The 21,322-nt window shown below is 70.4% G+C and carries 19 protein-coding genes and 1 tRNA gene; 6 read left to right on the top strand and 14 right to left on the bottom strand.

Going from position 1 to position 21,322, the window contains the following annotated elements:
* Positions 1–92 precede the first annotated feature (92 nt).
* A complete protein-coding gene (locus ABLE68_RS05350; RefSeq protein WP_425475611.1) occupies positions 93–1,178 on the bottom strand; it encodes a 2-oxoacid:ferredoxin oxidoreductase subunit beta in 1,086 nt (361 codons plus the stop codon).
* Positions 1,175–3,106: a 2-oxoacid:acceptor oxidoreductase subunit alpha gene (locus ABLE68_RS05345; protein ID WP_348870248.1), complete on the bottom strand. Its 1,932-nt coding sequence runs from the start codon at positions 3,104–3,106 to the stop codon at positions 1,175–1,177. The genes ABLE68_RS05350 and ABLE68_RS05345 overlap by 4 nt, the downstream gene beginning before the upstream one ends.
* Positions 3,107–3,428: 322 nt before the next feature.
* Here ABLE68_RS05345 and ABLE68_RS05340 point away from each other — a divergent pair, with 322 nt between their 5' ends.
* Genes ABLE68_RS05340 through ABLE68_RS05325 form a run of 4 tightly spaced genes read left to right on the top strand, consistent with a single transcriptional unit; the run spans position 3,429 to position 7,105 of the window.
* Positions 3,429–4,448 carry a sulfate ABC transporter substrate-binding protein gene (locus ABLE68_RS05340; protein ID WP_348870247.1) on the top strand — a complete coding sequence of 340 codons (1,020 nt, stop codon included), beginning with the start codon at positions 3,429–3,431 and terminating at the stop codon, positions 4,446–4,448.
* On the top strand, positions 4,448–5,299 hold the full coding sequence (gene cysT, locus ABLE68_RS05335) for a sulfate ABC transporter permease subunit CysT (protein WP_348870246.1): 852 nt from the start codon (positions 4,448–4,450) through the stop codon (positions 5,297–5,299). Before ABLE68_RS05340 ends, cysT begins: the two co-directional genes overlap by 1 nt.
* The gene (locus tag ABLE68_RS05330; RefSeq protein WP_348870245.1) at positions 5,292–6,128 is read left to right on the top strand and encodes a sulfate ABC transporter permease; all 837 of its coding nucleotides are present in this window, start codon (positions 5,292–5,294) and stop codon (positions 6,126–6,128) included. Before cysT ends, ABLE68_RS05330 begins: the two co-directional genes overlap by 8 nt.
* Positions 6,125–7,105 (top strand): sulfate/molybdate ABC transporter ATP-binding protein, encoded by a 981-nt coding sequence (locus tag ABLE68_RS05325; RefSeq protein WP_348870243.1) that lies wholly within the window; start codon positions 6,125–6,127, stop codon positions 7,103–7,105. The genes ABLE68_RS05330 and ABLE68_RS05325 overlap by 4 nt, the downstream gene beginning before the upstream one ends.
* A gap of 19 nt (positions 7,106–7,124) precedes the next feature.
* On the opposite strand, the gene ABLE68_RS05320 is transcribed toward ABLE68_RS05325, so the two are convergent.
* The 3 genes from ABLE68_RS05320 to ABLE68_RS05310 are packed head-to-tail and all read right to left on the bottom strand — an operon-like array spanning position 7,125 to position 10,015.
* Positions 7,125–8,459 carry a hypothetical protein gene (locus ABLE68_RS05320; protein ID WP_348870242.1) on the bottom strand — a complete coding sequence of 445 codons (1,335 nt, stop codon included), beginning with the start codon at positions 8,457–8,459 and terminating at the stop codon, positions 7,125–7,127.
* An 18-nt stretch (positions 8,460–8,477) separates the two neighbouring features.
* The gene (locus ABLE68_RS05315) at positions 8,478–9,527 is read right to left on the bottom strand and encodes a hypothetical protein (RefSeq protein ID WP_348870241.1); all 1,050 of its coding nucleotides are present in this window, start codon (positions 9,525–9,527) and stop codon (positions 8,478–8,480) included.
* Complete coding sequence (locus ABLE68_RS05310; protein ID WP_348870239.1) at positions 9,524–10,015, bottom strand: YajQ family cyclic di-GMP-binding protein; 492 nt, start codon at positions 10,013–10,015, stop codon at positions 9,524–9,526. The genes ABLE68_RS05315 and ABLE68_RS05310 overlap by 4 nt, the downstream gene beginning before the upstream one ends.
* 119 nt (positions 10,016–10,134) lie before the next feature.
* Here ABLE68_RS05310 and ABLE68_RS05305 point away from each other — a divergent pair.
* Positions 10,135–10,216: transfer RNA gene (locus tag ABLE68_RS05305), tRNA-Tyr, on the top strand.
* A 69-nt stretch (positions 10,217–10,285) separates the two neighbouring features.
* Here the strand turns inward: ABLE68_RS05305 and ABLE68_RS05300 are convergent.
* The 5 genes from ABLE68_RS05300 to ABLE68_RS05280 form a co-directional block, all read right to left on the bottom strand.
* A complete protein-coding gene (locus tag ABLE68_RS05300) occupies positions 10,286–12,085 on the bottom strand; it encodes an alpha/beta fold hydrolase (RefSeq protein WP_348870238.1) in 1,800 nt (599 codons plus the stop codon).
* 63 nt (positions 12,086–12,148) lie between these two features.
* Positions 12,149–12,757 carry a hypothetical protein gene (locus ABLE68_RS05295; protein ID WP_348870236.1) on the bottom strand — a complete coding sequence of 203 codons (609 nt, stop codon included), beginning with the start codon at positions 12,755–12,757 and terminating at the stop codon, positions 12,149–12,151.
* Complete coding sequence (locus tag ABLE68_RS05290; protein ID WP_348870235.1) at positions 12,754–14,103, bottom strand: MFS transporter; 1,350 nt, start codon at positions 14,101–14,103, stop codon at positions 12,754–12,756. Before ABLE68_RS05290 ends, ABLE68_RS05295 begins: the two co-directional genes overlap by 4 nt.
* A gap of 27 nt (positions 14,104–14,130) precedes the next feature.
* Entirely contained in the window at positions 14,131–15,291 is a 1,161-nt protein-coding gene (locus tag ABLE68_RS05285; RefSeq protein ID WP_348870234.1) for an alpha-hydroxy-acid oxidizing protein, read from the bottom strand.
* 23 nt (positions 15,292–15,314) lie between these two features.
* Entirely contained in the window at positions 15,315–15,953 is a 639-nt protein-coding gene (locus tag ABLE68_RS05280; RefSeq protein ID WP_348870233.1) for a CHAP domain-containing protein, read from the bottom strand.
* A 283-nt stretch (positions 15,954–16,236) separates the two neighbouring features.
* On the opposite strand from ABLE68_RS05280, the gene ABLE68_RS05275 reads away from it, so the two are divergent.
* On the top strand, positions 16,237–18,681 hold the full coding sequence (locus ABLE68_RS05275; RefSeq protein WP_348870232.1) for a TIM-barrel domain-containing protein: 2,445 nt from the start codon (positions 16,237–16,239) through the stop codon (positions 18,679–18,681).
* A 4-nt stretch (positions 18,682–18,685) separates the two neighbouring features.
* Here the strand turns inward: ABLE68_RS05275 and ABLE68_RS05270 are convergent, their stop codons facing one another.
* The 4 genes from ABLE68_RS05270 to ABLE68_RS05255 are packed head-to-tail and all read right to left on the bottom strand — an operon-like array spanning position 18,686 to position 21,322.
* Positions 18,686–19,411, bottom strand: coding sequence for a ZIP family metal transporter (locus tag ABLE68_RS05270; RefSeq protein ID WP_348870231.1), 726 nt, complete (start codon positions 19,409–19,411; stop codon positions 18,686–18,688).
* A gap of 5 nt (positions 19,412–19,416) precedes the next feature.
* Positions 19,417–20,349, bottom strand: coding sequence for a metallophosphoesterase (locus ABLE68_RS05265; protein ID WP_348870230.1), 933 nt, complete (start codon positions 20,347–20,349; stop codon positions 19,417–19,419).
* 9 nt (positions 20,350–20,358) lie between these two features.
* A complete protein-coding gene (locus ABLE68_RS05260) occupies positions 20,359–20,826 on the bottom strand; it encodes a nitroreductase family deazaflavin-dependent oxidoreductase (RefSeq protein ID WP_348870229.1) in 468 nt (155 codons plus the stop codon).
* Between the two features lie 10 nt (positions 20,827–20,836).
* Complete coding sequence (locus ABLE68_RS05255) at positions 20,837–21,322, bottom strand: MarR family winged helix-turn-helix transcriptional regulator (protein ID WP_348870228.1); 486 nt, start codon at positions 21,320–21,322, stop codon at positions 20,837–20,839.

Raw genomic sequence — 21,322 nt, 5'->3', positions numbered from 1 at the left:
AGGCATGAGCGCGCCGCGGGTAGAACGCAGTCGGACTGAGAATGGCCGGAATTGGTCCCCGCGCTCGGGCGGGGACACTTCCAGTCCTCAGGTCACACCACTGTCCAGGTGTCGCCACCGCCGATGAGCTTGGCCAGCCGATCGCTCGGGTCGCCGGGGGCGGCCTGCTGCGCCGAGGCGATCTGGCCGCGCGCACCGTCGTCGTACGTCGGGCGCTCGACCTGGCGGAAGATGCCGATCGGCGACTGGTTGAGGTAGCCGGAGTCGGTCAGCCGCGAGATCGCGAACGCCGTGGTCGGGTCGGCGTTGTAGGCGTCGTGGACCATGATCGCGTCCGCACCGACGTCGGCCACCAGCGCGACCTTGACGCCGCCGGTCTCGGTGTCGCGGACCAGGCCCTTGGAGCCGTTGCCGAACAGGATCGGCTCGCCGTGGACGAGCGGGATGATCGCGTCGGCCTTGGTGTCGGCGTTCTTGATCGCGTCGAACGCGCCGTCGTTGAAGATCGGGCAGTTCTGGTAGATCTCGACGAACGACGTGCCGCGGTGGGCGGCGGCCGCGGACAGCACCGAGGTGAGGTGCTTGCGGTCGGAGTCGATGGTGCGGGCCACGAAGGATCCCTCGGCGCCGAGCGCGAGCGAGACCGGGTTGAACGGGTGGTCCAGCGAGCCCATCGGGGTCGACTTGGTGATCTTGCCGGCCTCGGACGTGGGGGAGTACTGCCCCTTGGTCAGTCCGTAGATCCGGTTGTTGAAGAGCAGGATCGTCATGTTCACGTTGCGGCGCAGCGCGTGGATCAGGTGGTTGCCACCGATCGAGAGCGCGTCGCCGTCGCCGGTGACCACCCAGACCGAGAGGTCCTCGCGGGCGGTGGCGATGCCGGTCGCGATCGACGGCGCGCGGCCGTGGATCGAGTGCATGCCGTAGGTGTCGAGGTAGTAGGGGAACCGCGACGAGCAGCCGATGCCGGAGACGAAGACGATGTTCTCGCGGCGCAGGCCCAGCTCGGGCAGGAAGCCCTGGACGGCCTTCAGCACGGCGTAGTCGCCGCAGCCGGGGCACCAGCGGACCTCCTGGTCGGAGGTGTACTCCTTGCCGGTCTGCGGCTCGTCGTTGGTCGGGACCAGCTCGACACCGGAGCGCAGGCCGGGGAAGGGGAGGTTCTCGGTCGCAGTCACTTGGTTACCTCCTGCGGGGTGAGGTCGACGGTGATGCCCTCGGCCTCGGCGACGAGGCCGCCGATGGCCTCGGCCAGGGCCGCTGCCTTGATGGGCATCCCGTTGACCTGGTTGTAGCCGATCGCGTCGACGAGGTACTTGCCGCGCAGCAGCAGGCTGAGCTGGCCGAGGTTCATCTCGGGGCAGAGCACCTTGTCGTAGCGCTTGAGGATGTCGCCGAGATCCTTCGGGAAGGGGTTGAGGTGGCGCAGGTGCACCTGGGCGACGTGGTAGCCGGCCTTGCGGACCCGGCGGCAGCCGGCGCCGATCGGGCCGTACGTCGAGCCCCAGCCGATCACGAGCACCTTCGCCTCGCCTGACGGGTCGTCGACCACGAGCGGCGGCAGGGACTCGGCGATGCGGTCCACCTTGGCCTGGCGGGTGCGGACCATGAAGTCGTGGTTGGCCGGGTCGTAGGAGATGTTGCCGTGGCCCTCGCCCTTCTCGAGCCCGCCGATGCGGTGCTCGAGGCCGGGCGTGCCGGGCACGGCCCACGGGCGCGCGAGGGTCTCCTCGTCGCGCAGGTAGGGCCAGTACTCCTCGGACTCGGTGCCGTCCTTGGCCACGACCGTCTTGTTGCGCTCGGTGGCGAAGTTCGGGTCGATGACCGGGAGGTCGGCGAGCTCGGGGATCCGCCACGGCTCGGAGCCGTTGGCGAGGTAGCCGTCGGAGAGCAGCATCACGGGGGTGCGGTAGGTGACCGCGATCCGGGCGGCCTCGATCGCGGCGTCGAAGCAGTCGCCGGGCGACTGCGGGGCGACGATCGGGACCGGCGCCTCGCCGTTGCGCCCGAACATGGCCTGGAGCAGGTCGGCCTGCTCGGTCTTGGTCGGCAGACCGGTCGAGGGACCGCCGCGCTGGACGTCGACGACGATCAGCGGCAGCTCGGTCATCACGGCCAGGCCGATCGCCTCGGACTTGAGCGCGATGCCCGGGCCGGAGGTCGTGGTGACCCCGAGCGAGCCGGCGAACGACGCGCCGATCGCGGCACCGACGCCCGCGATCTCGTCCTCGGCCTGCAGGGTCGTGATGCCGAACGCCTTGTGCTTGCTGAGCTCGTGGAGGATGTCGGACGCCGGCGTGATCGGGTAGGACCCCAGGAACACCGGGAGCCCGGACTGCACGCCGGCGGCGACCAGGCCGTAGGAGAGAGCCAGGTTGCCGGTGATGTTGCGGTAGGTGCCCGCGGACATCGGGGCCGGCTTGATCTCGTACTGGACCACGAAGGTCTCGGTCGTCTCGCCGAAGTTCCAGCCGGCCTTGAACGCCGTGATGTTGGCGTCGCGGATGTCGGCGACCTTGGCGAAGCGCTTCTCGAGGAACGCGATGGTCGACTCGATGGGGCGGCCGTACATCCAGGACAGCAGGCCCAGCGCGAACATGTTCTTCGCGCGGGCGGCGTCCTTGCGGGACAGGCCGAACTCCTTGACCGCCTCGACGGTCATCCCGGTCAGGTCGACCGGCTGCACCGAGAACTCGCCGAGCGGGTCGTTGACCTCACCCAGGGTGTCGAGCGGGTTGGTCTCGTAGCCGGCCTTGGTGAGGTTGCGACCGGTGAAGTCGTGGGTGTCGACGATGATCGTCGCGCCCTTGGGCAAGTCGCCCAGGTTGGCCTTGAGCGCAGCAGGGTTCATCGCGACCAGCACGTCCGGGGCGTCGCCCGCGGTGAGGATGTCGTGGTCGGCGAAGTGGACCTGGAACGACGAGACGCCCGGCAGCGTGCCCTGAGGGGCCCGGATCTCGGCGGGGAAGTTGGGCAGCGTCACCAGGTCGTTGCCGAACACGGCCGACTCCTGCGTGAACCGGTCCCCGGTCAGCTGCATGCCGTCACCGGAGTCGCCCGCGAACCGGATGATCACCCGATCGAGCTGCTTGACCTGCTTGGACACCTGGGGCCCACTTCCCTCGTTGCTCTGCTGCTCTGCGGTGCACGCACCGACCCGGGAGCCGGCACGCGCCGATCGTACCGGGAGTATCACCAAAACTGGAACACGTTCCAGTTCGTCGCCCGAGCGACCGGCACGGCTGTCCACGATAGTCGGGCCCCGCGCCGCGCCGTACGCATCTCCCCTGATGGATCGTGATCCATCGCACATCATATATTTCTCGTTTTCAATGACCTCAATGCCAGTATCTCTGAGTAAGTCCACTACTCTGCTCGTCATTCACTAGAAACGGCCCCGGGTGCGGGGACTGACGAAAGAGATGGCGATGAACAAGACGATCAAGGTTGCGGGGGCCCTCGCGGTCGCCGGGGTGCTGGCCTTGACGGGGTGCTCCAGCGATTCGTCCGACAGCAAGGCAGTCAACGTTGTCGGTTACTCCGTTCTTCAGCAGGCCAACGAGGGCGTCATCGACGCCTTCAACGACACCGACGCCGGCAAGGGCGTCGACATCAAGGGTTCGTACGGCGCGTCCGGCGACCAGAGTCGCGCGGTTGCCGCCGGCCAGGACGCAGACGAGGTCCACCTGTCCCTCGAGCCCGACGTCACCCGGCTGGTGGACGAAGGCCTGGTCTCAAAGGACTGGAAGGACAACGACACCGAGGGCATCTGCACGCAGTCGATCGTGGTGATCGTCGTGAAGAGCGGCAACCCCGACAACATCCAGACCTGGGCCGACCTGGCCAAGCCGGGCGTCGGCATCGTCACCCCCAACCCCGCGTCCTCCGGCTCGGCGAAGTGGAACCTCCTCGCGGCGTACGGCTCGGTCCTCGCCGGCGGCGGCTCCCCTGACGACGCCGCCGCCTACATGAAGAAGTTCTTCGCCAACGTCGTCGCGCTGCCCGACAGCGGCCGCGACGCCACCACCGCCTTCACCGGCGGCACCGGCGACGTCCTGCTCTCCTACGAGAACGAGGCGATCCTGGCCCGTCAGAGCGGCACGGACTTCGACTACGTCATCCCCGACACGAGCCTCCTCATCCAGAACCCCTGCGCCCTGACGACCGACGCGTCGAAGGACGCCCAGGCGTTCATGGACTTCCAGAAGTCCGAGGCCGGCCAGAAGCTGTACGCCGAGACCGGCTACCGCCCGCTCATGGACGTCGGCGACGTCGAGGTCAAGGGCGCCAACGACGAGAGCGACCCGTTCCCGGAGCCGGCCACCCTGCAGACCATCGACGACGACTTCGGTGGTTGGGGCGAGGCCAACGACAAGTACTTCGGTGACGGCGAGGACGGCGCACCGATGGGCATCCTCACTCAGCTCCAGGCCGACGCAGGCCAGTAATGGCGACAGCTACCGCAACGGTGGCGGGCCGGTCGACGCGCAAGCGTCGGCCGGCAACGTCTGGTTCTACTCTGACTGCTGCGTCGGGCCTCGGGCTCGGCGTCGCCATGATCTGGTTCAGCCTGCTGGTCCTGATCCCCCTGTCCGCCATCGTGGTCAAGGCCACCGGTGGCGGCTGGTCCACGTTCGAGTCCGTCCTCACGAACGAGAACACCCGGGCTGCGCTGCAGCTCACCGTGGTGTCCTCGCTGATCATCACCGCGATCAACATGGTGATGGGCACCGTGATCGCCTGGGTGCTGGTCCGTGACCGGTTCCCCGGCAAGGCGGTCCTCGACCTGGTCATCGACATCCCGTTCGCGATGCCCACGATCGTCGCCGGCCTGACCCTGCTGTCGCTCTACGGTCCCGAGAGCCCGATCGGCGTCGAGATCAACGGCACCCGGTGGTCCGTGCTGCTCGCGATCGCGTTCGTCACGCTGCCGTTCGTCGTGCGCACGGTGCAGCCGGTGCTCGAGGAGCTGGACACCGACGTCGAGGACGCGGCAGCGTCCCTCGGCGCCAACCGCTTCACGACGTTCCGCCGCGTGGTGCTCCCGTCGCTGGTTCCGGCGATCTTCGCCGGCGCGGCGCTGTCGTTCGCTCGCGGCATCAGCGAGTACGGCGCGCTCGTCCTGATCAGCGGCAACCTGCCCCGCAAGACCGAGGTCGTCTCGGTGCGGCTGTTCTCGTTCCTCGAGGGCGGCAACACCCAGTCGGCCGCCGCGGTCGCCACGATCATGCTCCTGGTGGCGCTCATCGCGATCGTGACGCTCGACATCATCCAGCGAAGGGTGGCGCGTCGTGGCTAGCTCGCAGAGCAGTGCCGTGGGCAACCAGTCCCAGGTCGTGAAGTGGGTGCTGCGGATCGTCGTGGTCGGCTACCTCCTCATGCTGGTGATCTGGCCGACGGCGTACGTCGTCAAGCACACGTTCGCGGACGGCTTCACCGGGATCCACGAGGCTCTCTCCGACCCCGACGTCATCCACGCGCTCAAGCTGACCGCCGAGATCGCGGTCATCTCCGTCATCATCAACACCGTCTTCGGTGTCGGCATGTCGCTCCTGCTGGTGCGCCACACCTTCATCGGCCGACGGGCGCTCTCGGTGCTGATCGACCTCCCGCTGTCTGTTTCGCCGGTCGTCGTCGGTCTCGCGCTGGTGCTGGTCTACAACGGCCGCTTCGGGTGGTTCGGGCCTTGGCTCGAGGACAACGGGCTGCAGGTCATCTTCGCCAAGCCCGGCATGATCATGGCGACCTGCTTCGTGATCCTGCCGCTGGTCATCCGCGAGATCGTGCCGGTGCTCGAGGAGCTCGGCGACGACCAGGAACAGGCTGCGCGCAGCCTGGGCGCCAACGGCCGCCAGACCTTCTGGCGGATCACCCTGCCCGGCATCAAGTGGGCGGTCGTCTACGGCGTAGTGCTGAGCCTCGCCCGTGCCCTGGGTGAGTTCGGAGCCGTCAAGGTCGTCGCCGGCAACGTCGGCGGCGAGACCCAGGTGGCCACCGTCCTCGTCCAGCAGAAGTACCAGAACTTCGAGCAGGACACGGCGTACTCCGTGGCATTCATGCTGGTCTTCGCGGCCGTGCTGTGCCTCATCGTCGTCGCCCTGCTGCGTCCCAAGGAGCACAAGTCGTGAGTATCGAGATCAAGGGTGTCAACAAGAAGTTCGGAGACTTCGTCGCGCTCGACGACGTCAACGTGTCGCTGCCCACCGGCCAGCTGACCGCCCTCCTCGGGCCGTCGGGTGGCGGCAAGTCCACGCTCCTGCGGATCATCGCCGGGCTGGACAGCGCCGACTCCGGCACGATCACCATCGAGGGGACCAACGCCACGGCGCTGCCCCCGCAGAAGCGCAACGTCGGCTTCGTCTTCCAGCACTACGCCGTCTTCAAGCACATGACGGTCGCGAAGAACGTCGCCTTCGGCCTGGAGATCCGCAAGCGTCCGAAGGCGGAGATCGCCGAGAAGGTCGACGAGCTGCTCAAGCTGGTCCACCTGTCGCAGTTCGCCCACCGGCTGCCCTCGCAGCTCTCGGGTGGTCAGCGTCAGCGGATGGCGCTCGCGCGTGCGCTCGCCGTCGAGCCGACGGTGCTGCTGCTCGACGAGCCGTTCGGTGCCCTGGACGCGAAGGTCCGCAAGGAGCTGCGTGACTGGCTGCGTCGGCTGCACGACGAGGTGCACGTGACGACCGTCTTCGTGACCCACGACCAGGAGGAGGCCCTCGAGGTCGCCGACGAGATCGTGGTGATCAACGAGGGTCGCGTCGAGCAGGTCGGCACGCCCGACCAGCTCTACGACGAGCCGGCCAACGACTTCGTCATGGGCTTCCTCGGGGAGATCACCACGTTGAACGGCGCGATGGTGCGCCCGCACGACGTGCACATCTCGCTCACGCCCCAGCTCGCGGGCGCGGCCGAGGGCACCGTCCACCGGCTGCTCCGGGTCGGCTTCGAGGTCCGCGCCACGGTGCTGACCGACGACGGCGAGGAGGTGACCGTGGTCCTCACCCGGACGCACGCTCGCCAGCTCGGCCTCGAGACCGACTCCCGCGTGTGGATCACGGCGGCGTCCGGCGCCCTGACCATGCCGTCGTCGAGGGCCGCAGCGATCTGATCGACCACGCGCGGAGGGGTCAGGACGTCTCGAAGCGGCGTCCGTACAACCGCAGACGCCGGGCGAGCGTGGCGACACGCTCGCCCGGCGTCACGAGCCGGGTGCCACCGGGCAGCGCGGCCGGAAGGTCGGCACGTTGGACCAGCTCCGTGCTGATGGCCGGCTTCCCGGAGCCGAGGCGCTGCCACCGCGCCATGATCGTGGCTTCGTGAGCGCCGGCCGTCGACACCCAGTTGGCGACGCCGGGATCAGTCGGTGACACGACGAACGTGTAGGTGCCGTCGCGGTCCGGGCTGGCCTGTCGGCCGTTGAGGCTGGACTGGTGACGCCCGGGGTCGACGCCCACCATCCAGGGGTCGGTGACGGGTAGCGTCACGTAGTCGGCCCCGGCGGGATCGAGGCGGACGACCAAGGCCTGGTCGTCGCTCAGCTCGACGTGGCCGAACGAGTTCGCCTGACTGACCAGAGCGCCCGGGGTGATGCCCGGGGTGCTCATCGTGTTGGCGGGGTTGCTCATCGTCTTGTAGCCGAGCAGGGCGCCGCCGAAGACCGCTCCGCCCCGCACCAGCAGGGCCCGCGTCTGCTCCACGATCTCCTCGTCGCTGCGCGCCGGCGGCGCAACCGGTCCGGCGGTGCGGCGTACCCACAGGTGGTCCGGGCGCTGACCGGCCCAGTTCGCCGTGATGCTGCGGACGAAGAGCTGCTTGGCATCGGACGTCGTCTGCAGGTGGTGGGAGCGGCCCTTGGCGGTGCGGGGGCCGATGGTGAGGCGGTACGACGGGCGACGCCTGGATCGCAGCGTCTGACCGTCGACGTAGCCGACCGTCGTCTGGGTGATCAGGTCGTTGACCAACGAGAACGCCAGGTCGGCGGTGCCCTGGCCGCGCAGCTGACCGACGACCTCGTACGTCGAGTCCGGGTCGATCGGGATCGTGCGATAGAACGTGTCGGGGTTGTCGTAGGCCCAGCGGCTCCCGGGCAGGTCGAGGCCACCCCACGAGTGCTCGGCGGCGCCGAGCCAGTAGGTCGCTGGGCGGAACGGGTCGTCATTGAGGGCGGTGAGCAGCATCCCGACGGCGAGCTCGGCGATCGCGTTGTCGAGGCGGGCGAGCGCCTCGTCCGAGACGACGGGACCGTGTCCGGCCACGTAGGACGCACGTGCGGTGGCCATCGCGTCGGCGAGGTCGGCGCTCTGCCACAGGCGCAGGGCCCGGGCGTCGAGCCGGCGCTGCGGCACTGTGAAGAGTGGGTTGTCGTCGCTGGTCGCCGCTGCGGCGGGTGCGACGAGGGCTCGACCGCCCACGGTGGCGGCAGCTGCGAGACCGAGCACGGTCCGTCGTCCGGCGTACGTCATGGGGTAATGGAACACGTTCTAGCGAACGTTCGCGGCCGATCCCCGGATCAGGGGCCGGACCGACGCGAAGAACCGACGCGCGTCGTCGGCCTCGGTCCGCCACTGGCGCGGGTGCGCCGTCCAGGTGACCCACATTCCGTGGGTGGCCACGGTGACCGCCCGCCAGGTGCCGGCCGGTGCGCCGTACTCGCCTGCCTTCTCGCGGGTCAGCACCCACGTCAGCCGACCGGGCTCGTACTGCACCCGGCTGACGTGCTCGGAGTGACGCAGCCGCTCCGCCCGCTGGGCGAGCGCGCCGGCCGGTCGGCGTTCGATCTCGGCGTACCTGTGCAACGAGGCCCGGCCCGGGCGCAGGTAGAGGTGGCACCGGTCGGCGTAGAAGTCGATCGACTCGGTCTGCGGGACCGGCGGCCGGAAGGTCACGGTCCGGCCCCGCGAGGTGCAGGTGCTCTCGTCGCTGCGCACCAGCCCGATGCTCCGCTGCACGGCGCGCCGGGTGGCGGCGTCCGGACCCTTCTGGTGCGGCGTCGTCCAGCTGAGGCGTACGCCGCGGGCCTGGACGTCCCACACGTCGAGGTCCTGGCCGTCGCAGTAGCAGTAGTAGGTCAACCGCTCGCCGCGGTGACGCCCGAAGACCGGCACGTCGTCGGTGTACGAGATGTCGCTGACGGAGTCGTCGCCGCCCTCGTCCTCGAACGGGTCGACCTGCCGCTCCTTGACCTTGAGCAGGGACGACATCGGCCCGACCGAGACGCTCAGGTCACGCCCGAACCCGGGGCCGCTGAACCCGCAGCCCGACCCGCCGCGCGAGGTCGAGAAGTAGCCGGGAGGGACGCTCACTCGCACGGCCAGGCCGGTGTTCCTCGGCGTACGCCGCAGGTCGGAGCACCGCGTGAACGTGTAGCCGCCCGGGACCTCGGTCGACGCAGCCCGGAACGGCGCTGGAGGCGGAGTGGGGATGCCCGTCGTCGGGGTCGGGTCCGAGGTGGGGTCCGTGCTGCTGCGGCCGCTCGAGCACCCCGCGGCCGCGAGTGCGACCACGAGGAACAGGGCGGCGACGCGGGTCACCGGTAGTTGGTGAACTGCACCGCGAACTCGTAGTCCTGCTGCTTCACGAGGGCCTGCACGGCCTGGAGGTCGTCGCGCTTCTTCGAGGAGATGCGCAGCTCGTCGCCCTGGATCTGTGCCTTGACGCCCTTGGGGCCCTCGTCACGGATGAGCTTGGAGATCTTCTTGGCGTCCTCGGAGGTGATGCCCTCCTTGAGCGCGATCCCGATCTTCGACACCTGGCCCGACTGACGCGGCTCCGAGGCGTCGAGGATCTTGAGGCTCTGCTGGCGCTTGATCAGCTTGTCCTTGAAGACGTCGAGGACGGCCGTCGCGCGGTCGTCGGCGGACGCGGAGATCTCGATCGCGTCGTCGCCCTGCCAGGTGATCGTGGCTCCGGTGCCCTTGAAGTCGAACCGCGTGGCGATCTCGCGAGCGGTCTGACCGAGGGCGTTGTCGACCTCCTGCCGGTCGATCTTGCTGACGATGTCGAACGACGAGTCGGCCATCTTCACTCCTCCGTCTGCGGCACCCCGGAAGGGGTGCGGTGGTTTTCGTGTGCCGCGAGGGCTGCGCTATTCTTTCGCCTTGTTGTCTCCGGGCCAAACGGCACGGGGCGACACATCCCGGCAGATTGCCCGAGCGGCCAATGGGAGCGGACTGTAAATCCGTCGGCGTAGCCTTCGAAGGTTCGAATCCTTCATCTGCCACACGGGACAGAAGGCCCCGCACAGCGTGCTGTGCGGGGCCTTCTGCGTTGCGGTCGCGGTGGTCGGTCGCTACTCGGTGACCTTCAGGTCGGTGAAGCTGCCCGTCGAGGCGACCGGCAGGCTCAGCACGCCCGGGTGGTCGCCGGGGGCGCCGATGGTGACGGAGACGTCGGGGTTGGGCAGCGAGTAGGCACTGTCGCTGCCCGCGATCACGAGCCGGATGGTGTGCCCGGCCGGGAACCGGTAGGCGATGCCGGGCAGCTTGACCGTGACGTCCTGCCCCGCGTCCGAGGTCGGGAAGCGGGCCGCCGAGACCAGACGGTCGGGCAGGGTGACGGTGCCGTCCGGGGCGATGTCCTCGATGCGGAAGAAGAGGCCCAGCGTTCCGTCCGGTCCGGCCGTCAGCTCCTTGGACGGAGCCGCGACGTGGACCGTGACCGACGGGACGCCCACGACGTCCAGGTCGTCGCTCAGCGGTGGGGTCTCGTACGACGCGTAGGTGCCGTCGGGGTCGGAGACGTCGACGCTGTTCATGCCCTGCGTGCCGGCCCGGATGCTGACGAGCTGCGTCACCGAGGTGGGGGCCCCGGCGGCCGGGGTGGTGAACGACCGGGTGCCGGACAGGTCGAAGGTCTGCTCGCCGGTGAGCGGGTAGGAGTCGGTGCTCGCGAACGGCTGGTCGGTCGCGGCCATCCACGGACGGTAGAAGCTGAAGTTGAGCGCCGGCGCCGGCCCCTCGCCCTTGAGGTAGTAGCGGAACCAGTTGTCGTTGATCTCGGTGAGGGCAGGGCCCTCGGCCGCCGAGTCGCCGGAGCCCGAGTGGCCCCACGACTGCCACACCATCCGGACCGGGGTCTGCTGCGCGCGCAGCGCGGAGTAGGTCGCGACCGCTTCCTGGAGGTTGAAGAGGGAGTCGTTCTCGCCCTGCTCGAGGAGCACGGGGGCCCGGAGATGCGGCATCCGCGACGAGATCGAGTTGGTGCGGAACTGGGCCAGGGTCGCGGCGTCGGGATAGCCGTCGGTGACGAGCTGGTCGTGCAACGAGCACATGAGCTGGTCGTAGTTGGGGCAGGTGCTCGGCGGCAACGGCTCGGTGCGGGTCGAGGTCGTGCCGGCGAACCACAGCAGGTTCAGCCAACCGGCCAGGGAGCCGAACGTGCTCGACGGGTGCTCGTTCGCCTTGGTGATGCCGGGAGTCGTGTACTGCAGCGAGGTGCCGGACAGCGTGGCGTTGTTGGGCGCCAGGCTGTAGGCCAGGTTGTTCCACGTGATGATGGGGATGATCGCGTCGATCCGCGGGTCGACCGCTGCGCCGGCGAGCTGCGCGCCCCCGCCGTACGAGCCGCCGATCATGCCGACCACCGGGTCGTGGTCGTAGGTCTTGCCGTTCTGGGCGTGGGCGTTGCGCCGGACGTAGTCGACCGTGGTGCCATCCGTGGCCGCGGAGCCGCCGCCGAGGAAGGTGACCAGCTGCTTGGCTGCCCGGCCGTCCCACGCGAAGGAGTCGAGCTCGATCCGACAGCTGGACCCGCCGAAGCCGAGACCGGAGTAGGAGAGCACCACGTAGCCCTGCTCGACGAGGTGCTGGGCGGTCGACGCCTGGTCGTCCTTCGAGCCGCCGAACCCGTTGGTGGTCAGCACGGCCGGGGCGCGGTGCTTCTTGTCCACACCGTGGGGGCGGTAGAGGTCGAACACGACGTCGCACACCTGCGACGGCCGAGGTCCGACGTGCACCTTCAGGTGCAGGGTCTTCTTCGTGTACGCCGCGGTCGCAGGGGCGCCGGCATCGGCTGACGGCGCGAGGGCGGCCAGGGTGCCGACGAGGGTCACGGCAACGAGCGCGCCGAGGACGCGACGGGCGTAGGTCATGCGGGATCTCGCTTCTGGCTAGTGACAGTCGGGATGACAGATCCCGCCGCGAGAGCGTACCTCTCAGACCAGGTCGCGCACCCGGGCCACCAGGGAGTCCTTGACGGCCTGGGTAACGGCGGCGTCGACCTGGTCGTTCAGCTCGTCCTGGTCGTCGATGTCGGTGAGGAGCGCCCGGATGTCGAGGCCGTCGATCGAGCGGGTGAGGACGTCGTCGGTCTTGAGGGCGGCGTCGATCACGGAGTCGGGGAGTGCGCGGATGACGGTCTTCACGAAGTCAGGGAGGTCCGCGGAGTCGAGGGCCTCGTCGACGAGGGCCGAGGCAGGCGGGAGGGTCCCGTCGGCGGCCATCTCGTCCACCGCCTGGAGCAGTCCCTGGTGCAGCGCGTCGATCTGGGCGTCGGTCGGGGTGCCCGTCTGGGCGAGCTCGAGGGTGAGCGCCTCGCGGCTGACGCCCAGGGTGCAGCCTGCGTTGTCGAGACCGAGCAGGACCAGGCGCTCGGTGAGGCCGTCGATGCCGTCGGACTGCGACGTGACGGTGCGGGCGGCACACGGATCGGCCGGCTGGAGCGGCTCGAACGAGCCACCGCCGTACGCGACCTGGACGCCGAGCACCGCGCCGACGAGGACCAGCGCGGCCGCCGGCAGGCTGGCGGCGCGCAGGCGGCTCACGTGGTCTCCCGGCGGCGCGGCACGACCACGGTGAGGAGCGCGAGGAGCGCGAGGCCGGCGCCGACGAGGAACGAGTCGCGGAAGGCGAACGTGGCCGCCCGCTCCAGCTGGTCGTCGAGGTCCTTCTCGAGCTGGGCCGCAGCGGGCTCGGCCTCGGGTGCGAAGTCGGTCGAGGCGAAGGCGTGGTGCAGGTCCGGCACCTGGCCCTGTTGCGCCGTCAGCTCGCCGCCGAGCGACTGGGCCAGGGCGACCTTGTCCTGCGCGGTCAGCGGGGCGTCGAGCACCAGCGCGGTGATCGCCTCCTGCGCCGGCACCTGGGCGTCCTGGAGGTCGGCCGTGAAGATCGGCGTCAGGATCGCGAGCCCGACCACCACGCCCAGGTGGCGTGCGCTGATCGTCCAGCTCGCGTGCTCGACGCGCGGGATGCGCAGGTGCATCGCCTGGGCGGTGAGCCGGTCGACCGTGAGGCCGAGCCCGAGACCGATCAGCGCCTGGGGCGCGATCGTCCAGACCAGGTCGGCCGACGGGAGGAGCCCGAGAGCAGCCAGCCCGCCCGCGATGAGGAAGCAGCCGACGGCCACCTCCACCTCGTCGGACGGCGTGAAGAGACGGGCGAACGGTCGCGCGGCGAGAGCTGCCAGAGGTACGACGGACACCGTGATCGCCGCGGTCGCCGGGGACTGCCGCCAGCCGTCGACCAGGAGCAGGACCAGCAGGAACAGTGCGGCGGTCAGCGCGGCCGACAGCAGGGCGAGGGTCAGGTTGGGCCGCAGTGCCGGACGGTGCCTGGCTGCCGTCGGAGCCGGTGGCGGACCGGCACGCACGAGGAGCGCCGCGGGCACCGCCAGCACGGCGATCGGCACCTGGACGACGAAGATCGCCTGCCACGAGAACGCCTCGGTCAGCAGGCCGCCCGCGACCGGTCCGGTCGCCGTGCCGACCACGCCGGCCGCGATCCAGGTGGTGATCCCGCGACGCTCGCCGTACACCGCGACCAGGAGCTCGAGGCAACCGACGAGCGTCAGTGCTCCGCCCACGGCCTGGAGGCAGCGGGCCCCGATCAGCACCTCGATCGACTGGGCCACCGCACACCAGGCGGAGGACCCGGCGAACACGGCGATGCCCACCGCGCTGACGATGCGGGGGTCGGTGCGGGCGAAGCCCACGGCGGTCGGGACGGAGACGAGACCGAGCACGAGGTTGAAGGAGATCAGCACCCAGGCGACCTGCGCGACCGTCGTGTCGAGGTGGACCAGGATGTCGGGGAGCGCGAGCGTCACCACGGCGGAGTCCGCGAGCACCATCGCCACGGTGACCGTCAGGAGCAGAGCCGCGGCACGACGCACGCCGTCATCCTTGCAGGGTCAGGGTGCCTACAGACGGATGAGCACGTCGCGGGTGAGCTCGGCGATCGACGCGTAGCCGTTGAGTCCCATCGTCAGGTCGGCCTCGGCGAGCAGGCAGGAGAGGACGAACTCGATGCCGGCGGTGCCGCCGAGCACCGCGCCGTAGCCGTACGGGCGGCCGATGCCGACGGCGGTCGCGCCGAGCGCGAGCGCCTTCACCACGTCGGCGCCGGAGCGCACGCCCGAGTCGAAGAGCACCGGCATCCCCTCGGCCGCGTCGACGACGGCCGGCAGCAGCTCGAGCGCCGGAGCGGACGCCGCCTGGCGGCCGCCGTGGTTGGAGCAGTAGATGCCGTCGACGCCCGAGTCCTTGGCGCGGCGTACGTCGTCGGGGTGGCAGATGCCCTTGAGCAGCAGCGGCAGGTCGGTCAGCTCGCGCAGCCACGCGAGGTCGTCCCACGTGAGGCTGGGGTTGCCGAACGTGAACGCCCACTGGATCGCGGCCGCCCCCGGGTCCTCCTCCGGGGACACGGCGAGCTTGGACCGGAAGACCGGGTCGGAGAAGTAGTTGGCGAGGCAGTAGCCACGCAGCTGCGGGAAGGTCGCGTGCTGCAGGTCGCGGGGGCGGTAGCCCAGCGTCCAGGTGTCGAGGGTGACCACGATCCCCTGGAAGCCGGCGACCTCGGCGCGACGGACGAAGCTCTCGGCCAGCTCGCGGTCGTTGGGGGTGTAGAGCTGGAAGAAGCCGGGGGTGTCGCCGAGCGCCGCGGCAACGTCCTCCATCGGGTCCTGCATCAGCGTCGACGCGACCATCGGGATGCCGGACGCGGCCGCCGCAGCCGCGGTCGCGACGTCGCCGTGCTCGTCGTCGGTCATCACGCCGAGCACGCCGATCGGCGCCAGGAAGATCGGTGCGGCGTACGTGTGGCCGAACAGCTCGACGGACAGGTCGCGCTCGGCAGCACCGGACAGCATCCGCGGCAGGATGCCCCACCGCTCGAACGCCGCGACGTTGGCCCGCTGGGTGTGCTCGTCACCGGCGCCGCCGGAGACGTAGTCCCAGAGCCGGTGCTCCATCTTCCGCTGGGCCGCGGTCTCGAGGCCCGCGAAGGTGAGCGGGTACGGCGGGAGGTCGCCGCCGAGGCCTGCGAAGTAGAGACCGAGCTGGAAGTCGGAGTAGTTCGCCATGCCGCTCATCCAAGCAGCGAGGCTCAGGTGCTGGCCACGCCCGGGATCCGGTAGCCGTTGATCGAGGGCGCCCAGCCGGCGTACGTCAGGTGCCACTCGCGGGTCAGCCTGCGCACCGAGATCGTCGCGACGACCCCGGCGCCTCCGGCGTCGGAGGAGCGCACCATCCCGTGACCGACCGAGATGGCGACGTGCCCGTAGCCGTAGCTGCCACCGAGCCAGTAGACGGCCGCCCCCTTCGGTGGGGTCATGTCGCCGCGGTGGCGGCCGGTGGCGTGCTCCCACGAGTCGGCCGCCGACTGGTAGCGCGACGGGATGTCCGCCTGCTCGCGCGACCAGCCGAGGCACTGCCCGGGCACGTTGTACGCCGACGCCTTCGCGGCCGCCACGGTCTGGGCCGCGTCGCTGTTGGCGATCGGGCCCCGCAGGGTCGGCTTGCGGGTCAGCGGGGCGGAGCGCGAGACGATCGGCGCCCGCTCGACGGTGGCGGCGGCAGCGGGCTCGATGACCGCGTCGGCGTCCTCGGCAGCGGTGGTCACCGGCGCGAGGTGGCGGTGACCGGCGACGGTCACCAGGACGGCGATCGCGACGAGCGAGAGGGCGACGACGAGCCACCGGGGCGCGCTCGCGGCGCGGTCGAGCACGGACGGGGACGATGACATGGGTTGGCTCCTTCGATCACGAGCCAGCGGCGGCCAGAGGTGGCGGCCCGACGGCACACCTGATCGTGCGGTCCTGGCGGAGGGAGGGCGCGCGGCAGGTCATGAGCCACCACAGGCGCTAGTGGGTCCAACGACGTGGGAGCTCCCCGTTATCCCGATTCGGACGTGACCTGACCCATATACGCGGGCGAGTCGGCGTGGCGTCCGCCACGTCGGGTGAGGAGGGGCGCCGACAGTCGGAAATCGGTGCGAGAACGTGTTCTCGCGTGCGAGCATCCCGGCCATGTCCTCCCGCTCGCTCCCGCGTCCGCTGATGGCGACCCTCGGCGCCGTGACCCTCGCCGCCGGCCTCCTCGCGACCGCCGCCCCCACGACGACCGCCTCCGCGGTCCCGGCGGCGTCGCTCCGCAGCGATGCCGGCGCGCTCAGCGCGGTCGTCAGCTCGCCCGTGGGCGGCGACTGGTCGGTGCGGTTCGTCGACGCCTCGGGCACCGTCCTCACCTCGGTCAAGCACGACGCGATCGCCCTCACGACGACGGCGGGCCGACTGCCCGCTGACCGGGTGCTCTCGGTGGACGGTGACGTCGTCGAGCTCGGCACGAGCAGGGGAGCGGTGACCGCGAGCGTGCAGGTCGCCGCCGCGGGCGACGGCGTGTACGCCGTCACGGTGACCGGCCACGGTCCGGGGATCACCGCGGTGTCGACCGACTTCCGCGCCGGGGCCGACGAGCACTACCTCGGCCTCGGAGAGCGCTCCGACGCGGTCGACCACCGTGGGCACGAGGTCGTCAACCGCGTCGTCGACGGTCCCTACACCGCGACGCAGGCCCGGCTCATCAAGAACTTCATCCCTGCCCCGGGCTACAGCGACCGTCGCGACGCGACGTACTTCCCGATCCCGTGGATCCTGTCCACGTCCGGCTACGGCGTCCTGGTCGACAACCACGAGGACAGCTCGTTCGAGCTCGCCACCGCCGAGCACCCGGGCGTGAACCGCCTCGTCGTCGAGGCCGACCACCTCGCCCTGCGGGTCTTCGGCGGACCGACGCCGGCCGAGGCGCTGTCCCGGATGACGGCGGCGATCGGTCGCCAGCCCGCCCCGTCGACCCCCGCCGTCTACGGCGCGTGGTTCCAGCCGCGCGGCGACGCGATCGCGGGTGTCGCCGACCAGCGGAGCAGCGACATCGCGATCTCGGTGGCACAGACCTACATGCACTACCTGCCGTGCGGTGCGCAGGACAGCGACCGCGAGCGGGCGATGACGGCCGCCCTCCACGGGAAGGGCGTCGCGGTGACGGCCTACTTCAACCCGATGGTCTGCACCAACTACCAACCCGTGTACGACCAGTTCCTCGCGGCCGACGGGCTGACGAAGAACGCCGACGGCTCGACCCTCGTCTTCCCCTACAACACCGCGAGCCACTTCCTGGTGTCGCAGATCGACTTCACGAAGACCGCGGGCCGCGACCTGTTCAAGGGCCTCCTGGGTGAGGCCGTCGACGACGGCTACGACGGCTGGATGGAGGACTTCGGCGAGTACATGCCCGACGACGCGCTCTCCGCCGACGGCACGCCCGGGACGCAGATGCACAACCGCTACGTCGAGGAGTACCACGCCGCAGCGCGCGAGTACGAGGTCCAGGCGCCGCGTCCACTGATCCGCTACAGCCGGTCCGGCTGGACCGGCGCGATCAAGGACTCGCCGATCGTCTGGGGCGGCGACCCGACGACGAGCTGGGCCTTCGACGGCCTCGCGTCCTCGGTCCGCGAGGGCCTGACCATGGGCACGTCCGGGGTGTCCGTCTGGGGCCCGGACATCGGCGGCTACATGACGATGTTCACCGACCCCCTGCAGACCCCGGAGCTGCTCAACCGCTGGATCGAGTACGGCGCCTTCACCGGCGTGATGCGCCTCCAGTCCGGGGCCATCATCGTCGGCGTCTCCAGCGAGCGGCCGTCGGTCACGGACCCGGACGTGCTCCCCGTGTGGACGCGCTACACCCGGCTCCGCACCATGCTCTACCCGTACGTCGCGGGCAGCCAGGACGCCTACCTGGCGAGCGGGTTGCCGCTGATGCGCCACCTCGCGCTGATGTATCCGGGTGACAGCACCGCCCTGCGCACCAACGACGAGTACATGTTCGGCGACGACCTGCTCGTCGCCCCGGTTGTCAGCAAGGGTGCGACCTCGCGGCAGGTCTACCTCCCGAAGGGGCGGTGGATCGAGCTCGCGCGCTCGTGGAAGTTCCAGGACACCGGCAGCTTCAGCCTCCGTCGTACCCACGTCCTGCAGGGCGGCCGGACGGTCACCGCGACGGCGCCGCTCGCCACCATCCCGCTCTTCGTGCGCGCCGGGTCCGTGCTCCCGATGCTGCCGAGGACGGTCGACACGCTCAGCGACTACGGCGCCGACCTCGCCGACGCGTCGGGTCGCCGTACCCTCCTGGCGGTGCCGCAGACGGGCACGTCCGACGGCACCCTCGGGACCGGCGAGACGCTGAGCTCCTCGGTCGTCGGCCCGACGTGGACCCTGCAGGTCTCGGCCAGCCGGGCGCGCTCGTACGACGTGCGCGCGACCCTCGCCGGGCTCGACGCCGGGTGGACGCCCTGCACCGTCGAGACCGGTGGGGAGTCCGTCCCGTTCCAGTACGACGCCGACCGCGACGTCCTGCGGTTCACCGCCGACCTCGCCGCCGACGGCCAGGTGGTCGTGACGGCGTGCGACTGAGGCGCTACTGCAGGACCGTCAGCACCCCGGCGACCAGGAAGCCGACGACGGTGAGCAGGCCGACCAGCCGGCCGCCGTGGCGGTAGGACTCGGGGATCATCGAGTCCGCCAGCATCATCAGCACCGCCCCTCCCGCGAAGGCGCTCGCGTAGGTGCCGAGGTGGCTGAGGTGGTCGGCCATCAGGTAGCCCGCCAGCGACGCCGCACCGCAAGCGACGGTCAGCAGGCCCCACATGATCGCGATCCGGCGGTCGGGCGTCCCGGCCTCCTGCAGGCTGGTGGTGCCGGCCAGGCCCTGCGGGATGTTGGACACGAAGATCGCCGCGACGAAGGCGACGCTGATCGAGCCGCCGAGCGCGAGACCCAGGCCGAGGATGAACGCCTCGGGGATGCCGTCGAGGAGGGCGCCCAGGAACATCGCCATCCCGGAGCCGCCCTCGCCCTTGCCGGCGGCGACGGCGGCTCGCGCCGCACCGCCGCGGCTGTCGATGATCCGGTCGCCTGCGTAGTAGGTGAGAGCGCCGATCAGCGCGAACGCGATGATCTGCCAGCCGTCCGAGATGTGGCTCTCGGGGATCAGCTCGTAGGCGACCGCCGCGAGGAGCGTCCCGCCGCCGAAGCCCATCATCAGGCCGATCGCGCGCTCCGACGTCCCCAGCGGCTTGGCGAGCCACTGGCCCAGGAAGAGCGCGGCCGACGACGCCAGGCCCCAGAAGAGTGCTGCGCCCACGGAGCTCAGACCTGGCCGGGGATCTGGAGCTCGCCGGTGTAGAGCGGGGAGTCCTTGCGCGAGAGCAGGTCGCGCCGCTCGTCCGCCGTCAGCGCCTCGACCTGGGCGCGTACGTCGGAGTGGTAGCCGCTCACCTCGGGTGCCTCGACGACGGGCACGATCGTGTGCACGACCCGGTCGTCGTAGAGATGCATCATCGTGATCGCCTGGTGACCGTCGACGCCCGAGACGAAGCGGTCCAGCGGCGCCGGGTCGCCGGTGTAGCAGGTCGCGGAGGCCACCGAGACCGGCACGCCCGCGAAGGTCCCGTAGGTCGAGAAGTGGAAGTGCCCGCCGATGATCCCGCGCACGTCGGTGCCGAGGATGACCTCGGCCAGCCGGTGCTGGTCGTCGAGCTCGATCACCTCCGCGGCAGGCATCATCGGGACCGGGATCGGCGGGTGGTGGAGCGCGAGCAGGGTGCCGTACGGCGCGGGGGTCGCCAGCACGTCGGCCAGCCAGGCGAGCTGCTCGTCGCGGAGCTCACCGTGGTGGTAGCCCGGCACGGTGGTGTCGAGCGCGACGACGCGCAGCCCGGCCACGTCGTGCACCCGGTCCTGGGTCGCGTCGCTGGCCTCACCGAAGAGTGCTGCGGAGTACGCCGGCCGCTCATCGTGGTTGCCCATCACCCACACGACCTGGGCGCCCATCGCCTCGGCCGCCGGCTCGACGATCTCGCGGAGCCGGGCGTAGGCCTCCGGCTGTGCCTTGTCGGCGAGGTCGCCGGTGAAGACCAGCACCTGGGGGAGCGGGTCGAGCCGACGCAGCCGGGCCAGCGCCAGCTCGAGGCCGGCCTCGGTGTCGATCACGCCGTACTGCTGGGCGTTGCCGGCCAGCAGGTGCGGGTCGCTGAGGTGTGCGACCACGTGTCTCGGCGCGGGGTACTGACCGAAGGGCACGGTCGCACGCTACCGGGGCGTCAGCCGGAAGACCGGGATCAGCCGGTCGGTGCGCTCCTCGTACTTCGCGAAGTTGGGCCAGGTGCGCAGCATGACCTGCCAGGCGTCTGCGCGAGCGTCGTCGGCGAGCTCCTCGGACGTGACCGGTGTGGTCGTGCGGTTGACGGTGACCTCGGCCTCGCCCGCGGCGCGGATGTTGCCGACCCACACCGGCATGTTCGGACCACCGAAGTAGGAGCCGGCGATCAGCCAGGTGTTGCCGTCGGGCACGCACAGCAGGGGCGTGCTGCGGGGGATGCCGCTCTTGCGGCCCACGACCGTCAGCACGAGGTTCGGCAGTCCCGCGATGTCGAGGATCGTGACCCGGCCGCCGGTCAGCCGCTGCAGGTTGCGGTCGGTCCACACGACCTGGGGGAGCAGCTTCGGCATCCAGGAGATGGCACCGATCCGGATCGCCACTGGTGTCAAGAGGCCCATGGCCGGAACCCTAGCTGTCGACGAGCGACCAGCCCCACAGGTTGCCGAGGGTGACGTCCTGCTCGCCGGCCGCGTCCGCGAACGCGCGGAGCGCGTCGACCGCGGCCGCGCGCTGCTCGACGGGCATCCGCCGGACGATGGTGCCGATCTCGCGGCGCCGACGACGGGTCACCTCGTCCACCACCTGCTCACCGTCAGGCGTGAGCGTCAGCAGGACCTCTCGCCGGCTCTCGGGGTTGGGGTGACGGGCCACCAGGCCCGCTCCTTCCAGTCGATCGACCATCCGCTGCGTGGTCGATGCATTGACCCCGACGTGCTCGGCGAGAGCGCCCTGCTTCAGCGGACCGCGACCCGAGAGCACGACGAGCGTCCGGAACTGGGTGACGGTCACCCGGTCCTCGACCTCGACGAGCGAACGAGCTGCGACTCCGACCAGGACCCGGGACGCGCCCAGGAGAGAGGTGACCAGGTCCTCGGAGCTCGCTTTGTCGTGCAT

Origin of the sequence: Nocardioides pollutisoli (assembly GCF_040045055.1) — a bacterium.
Classification (GTDB): Bacteria; Actinomycetota; Actinomycetes; order Propionibacteriales; family Nocardioidaceae; genus Nocardioides; species Nocardioides tweenelious.
The sequence above is the reverse complement of the archived record's forward strand: the minus strand, read 5'-3'. Positions and strand labels throughout refer to the sequence as shown.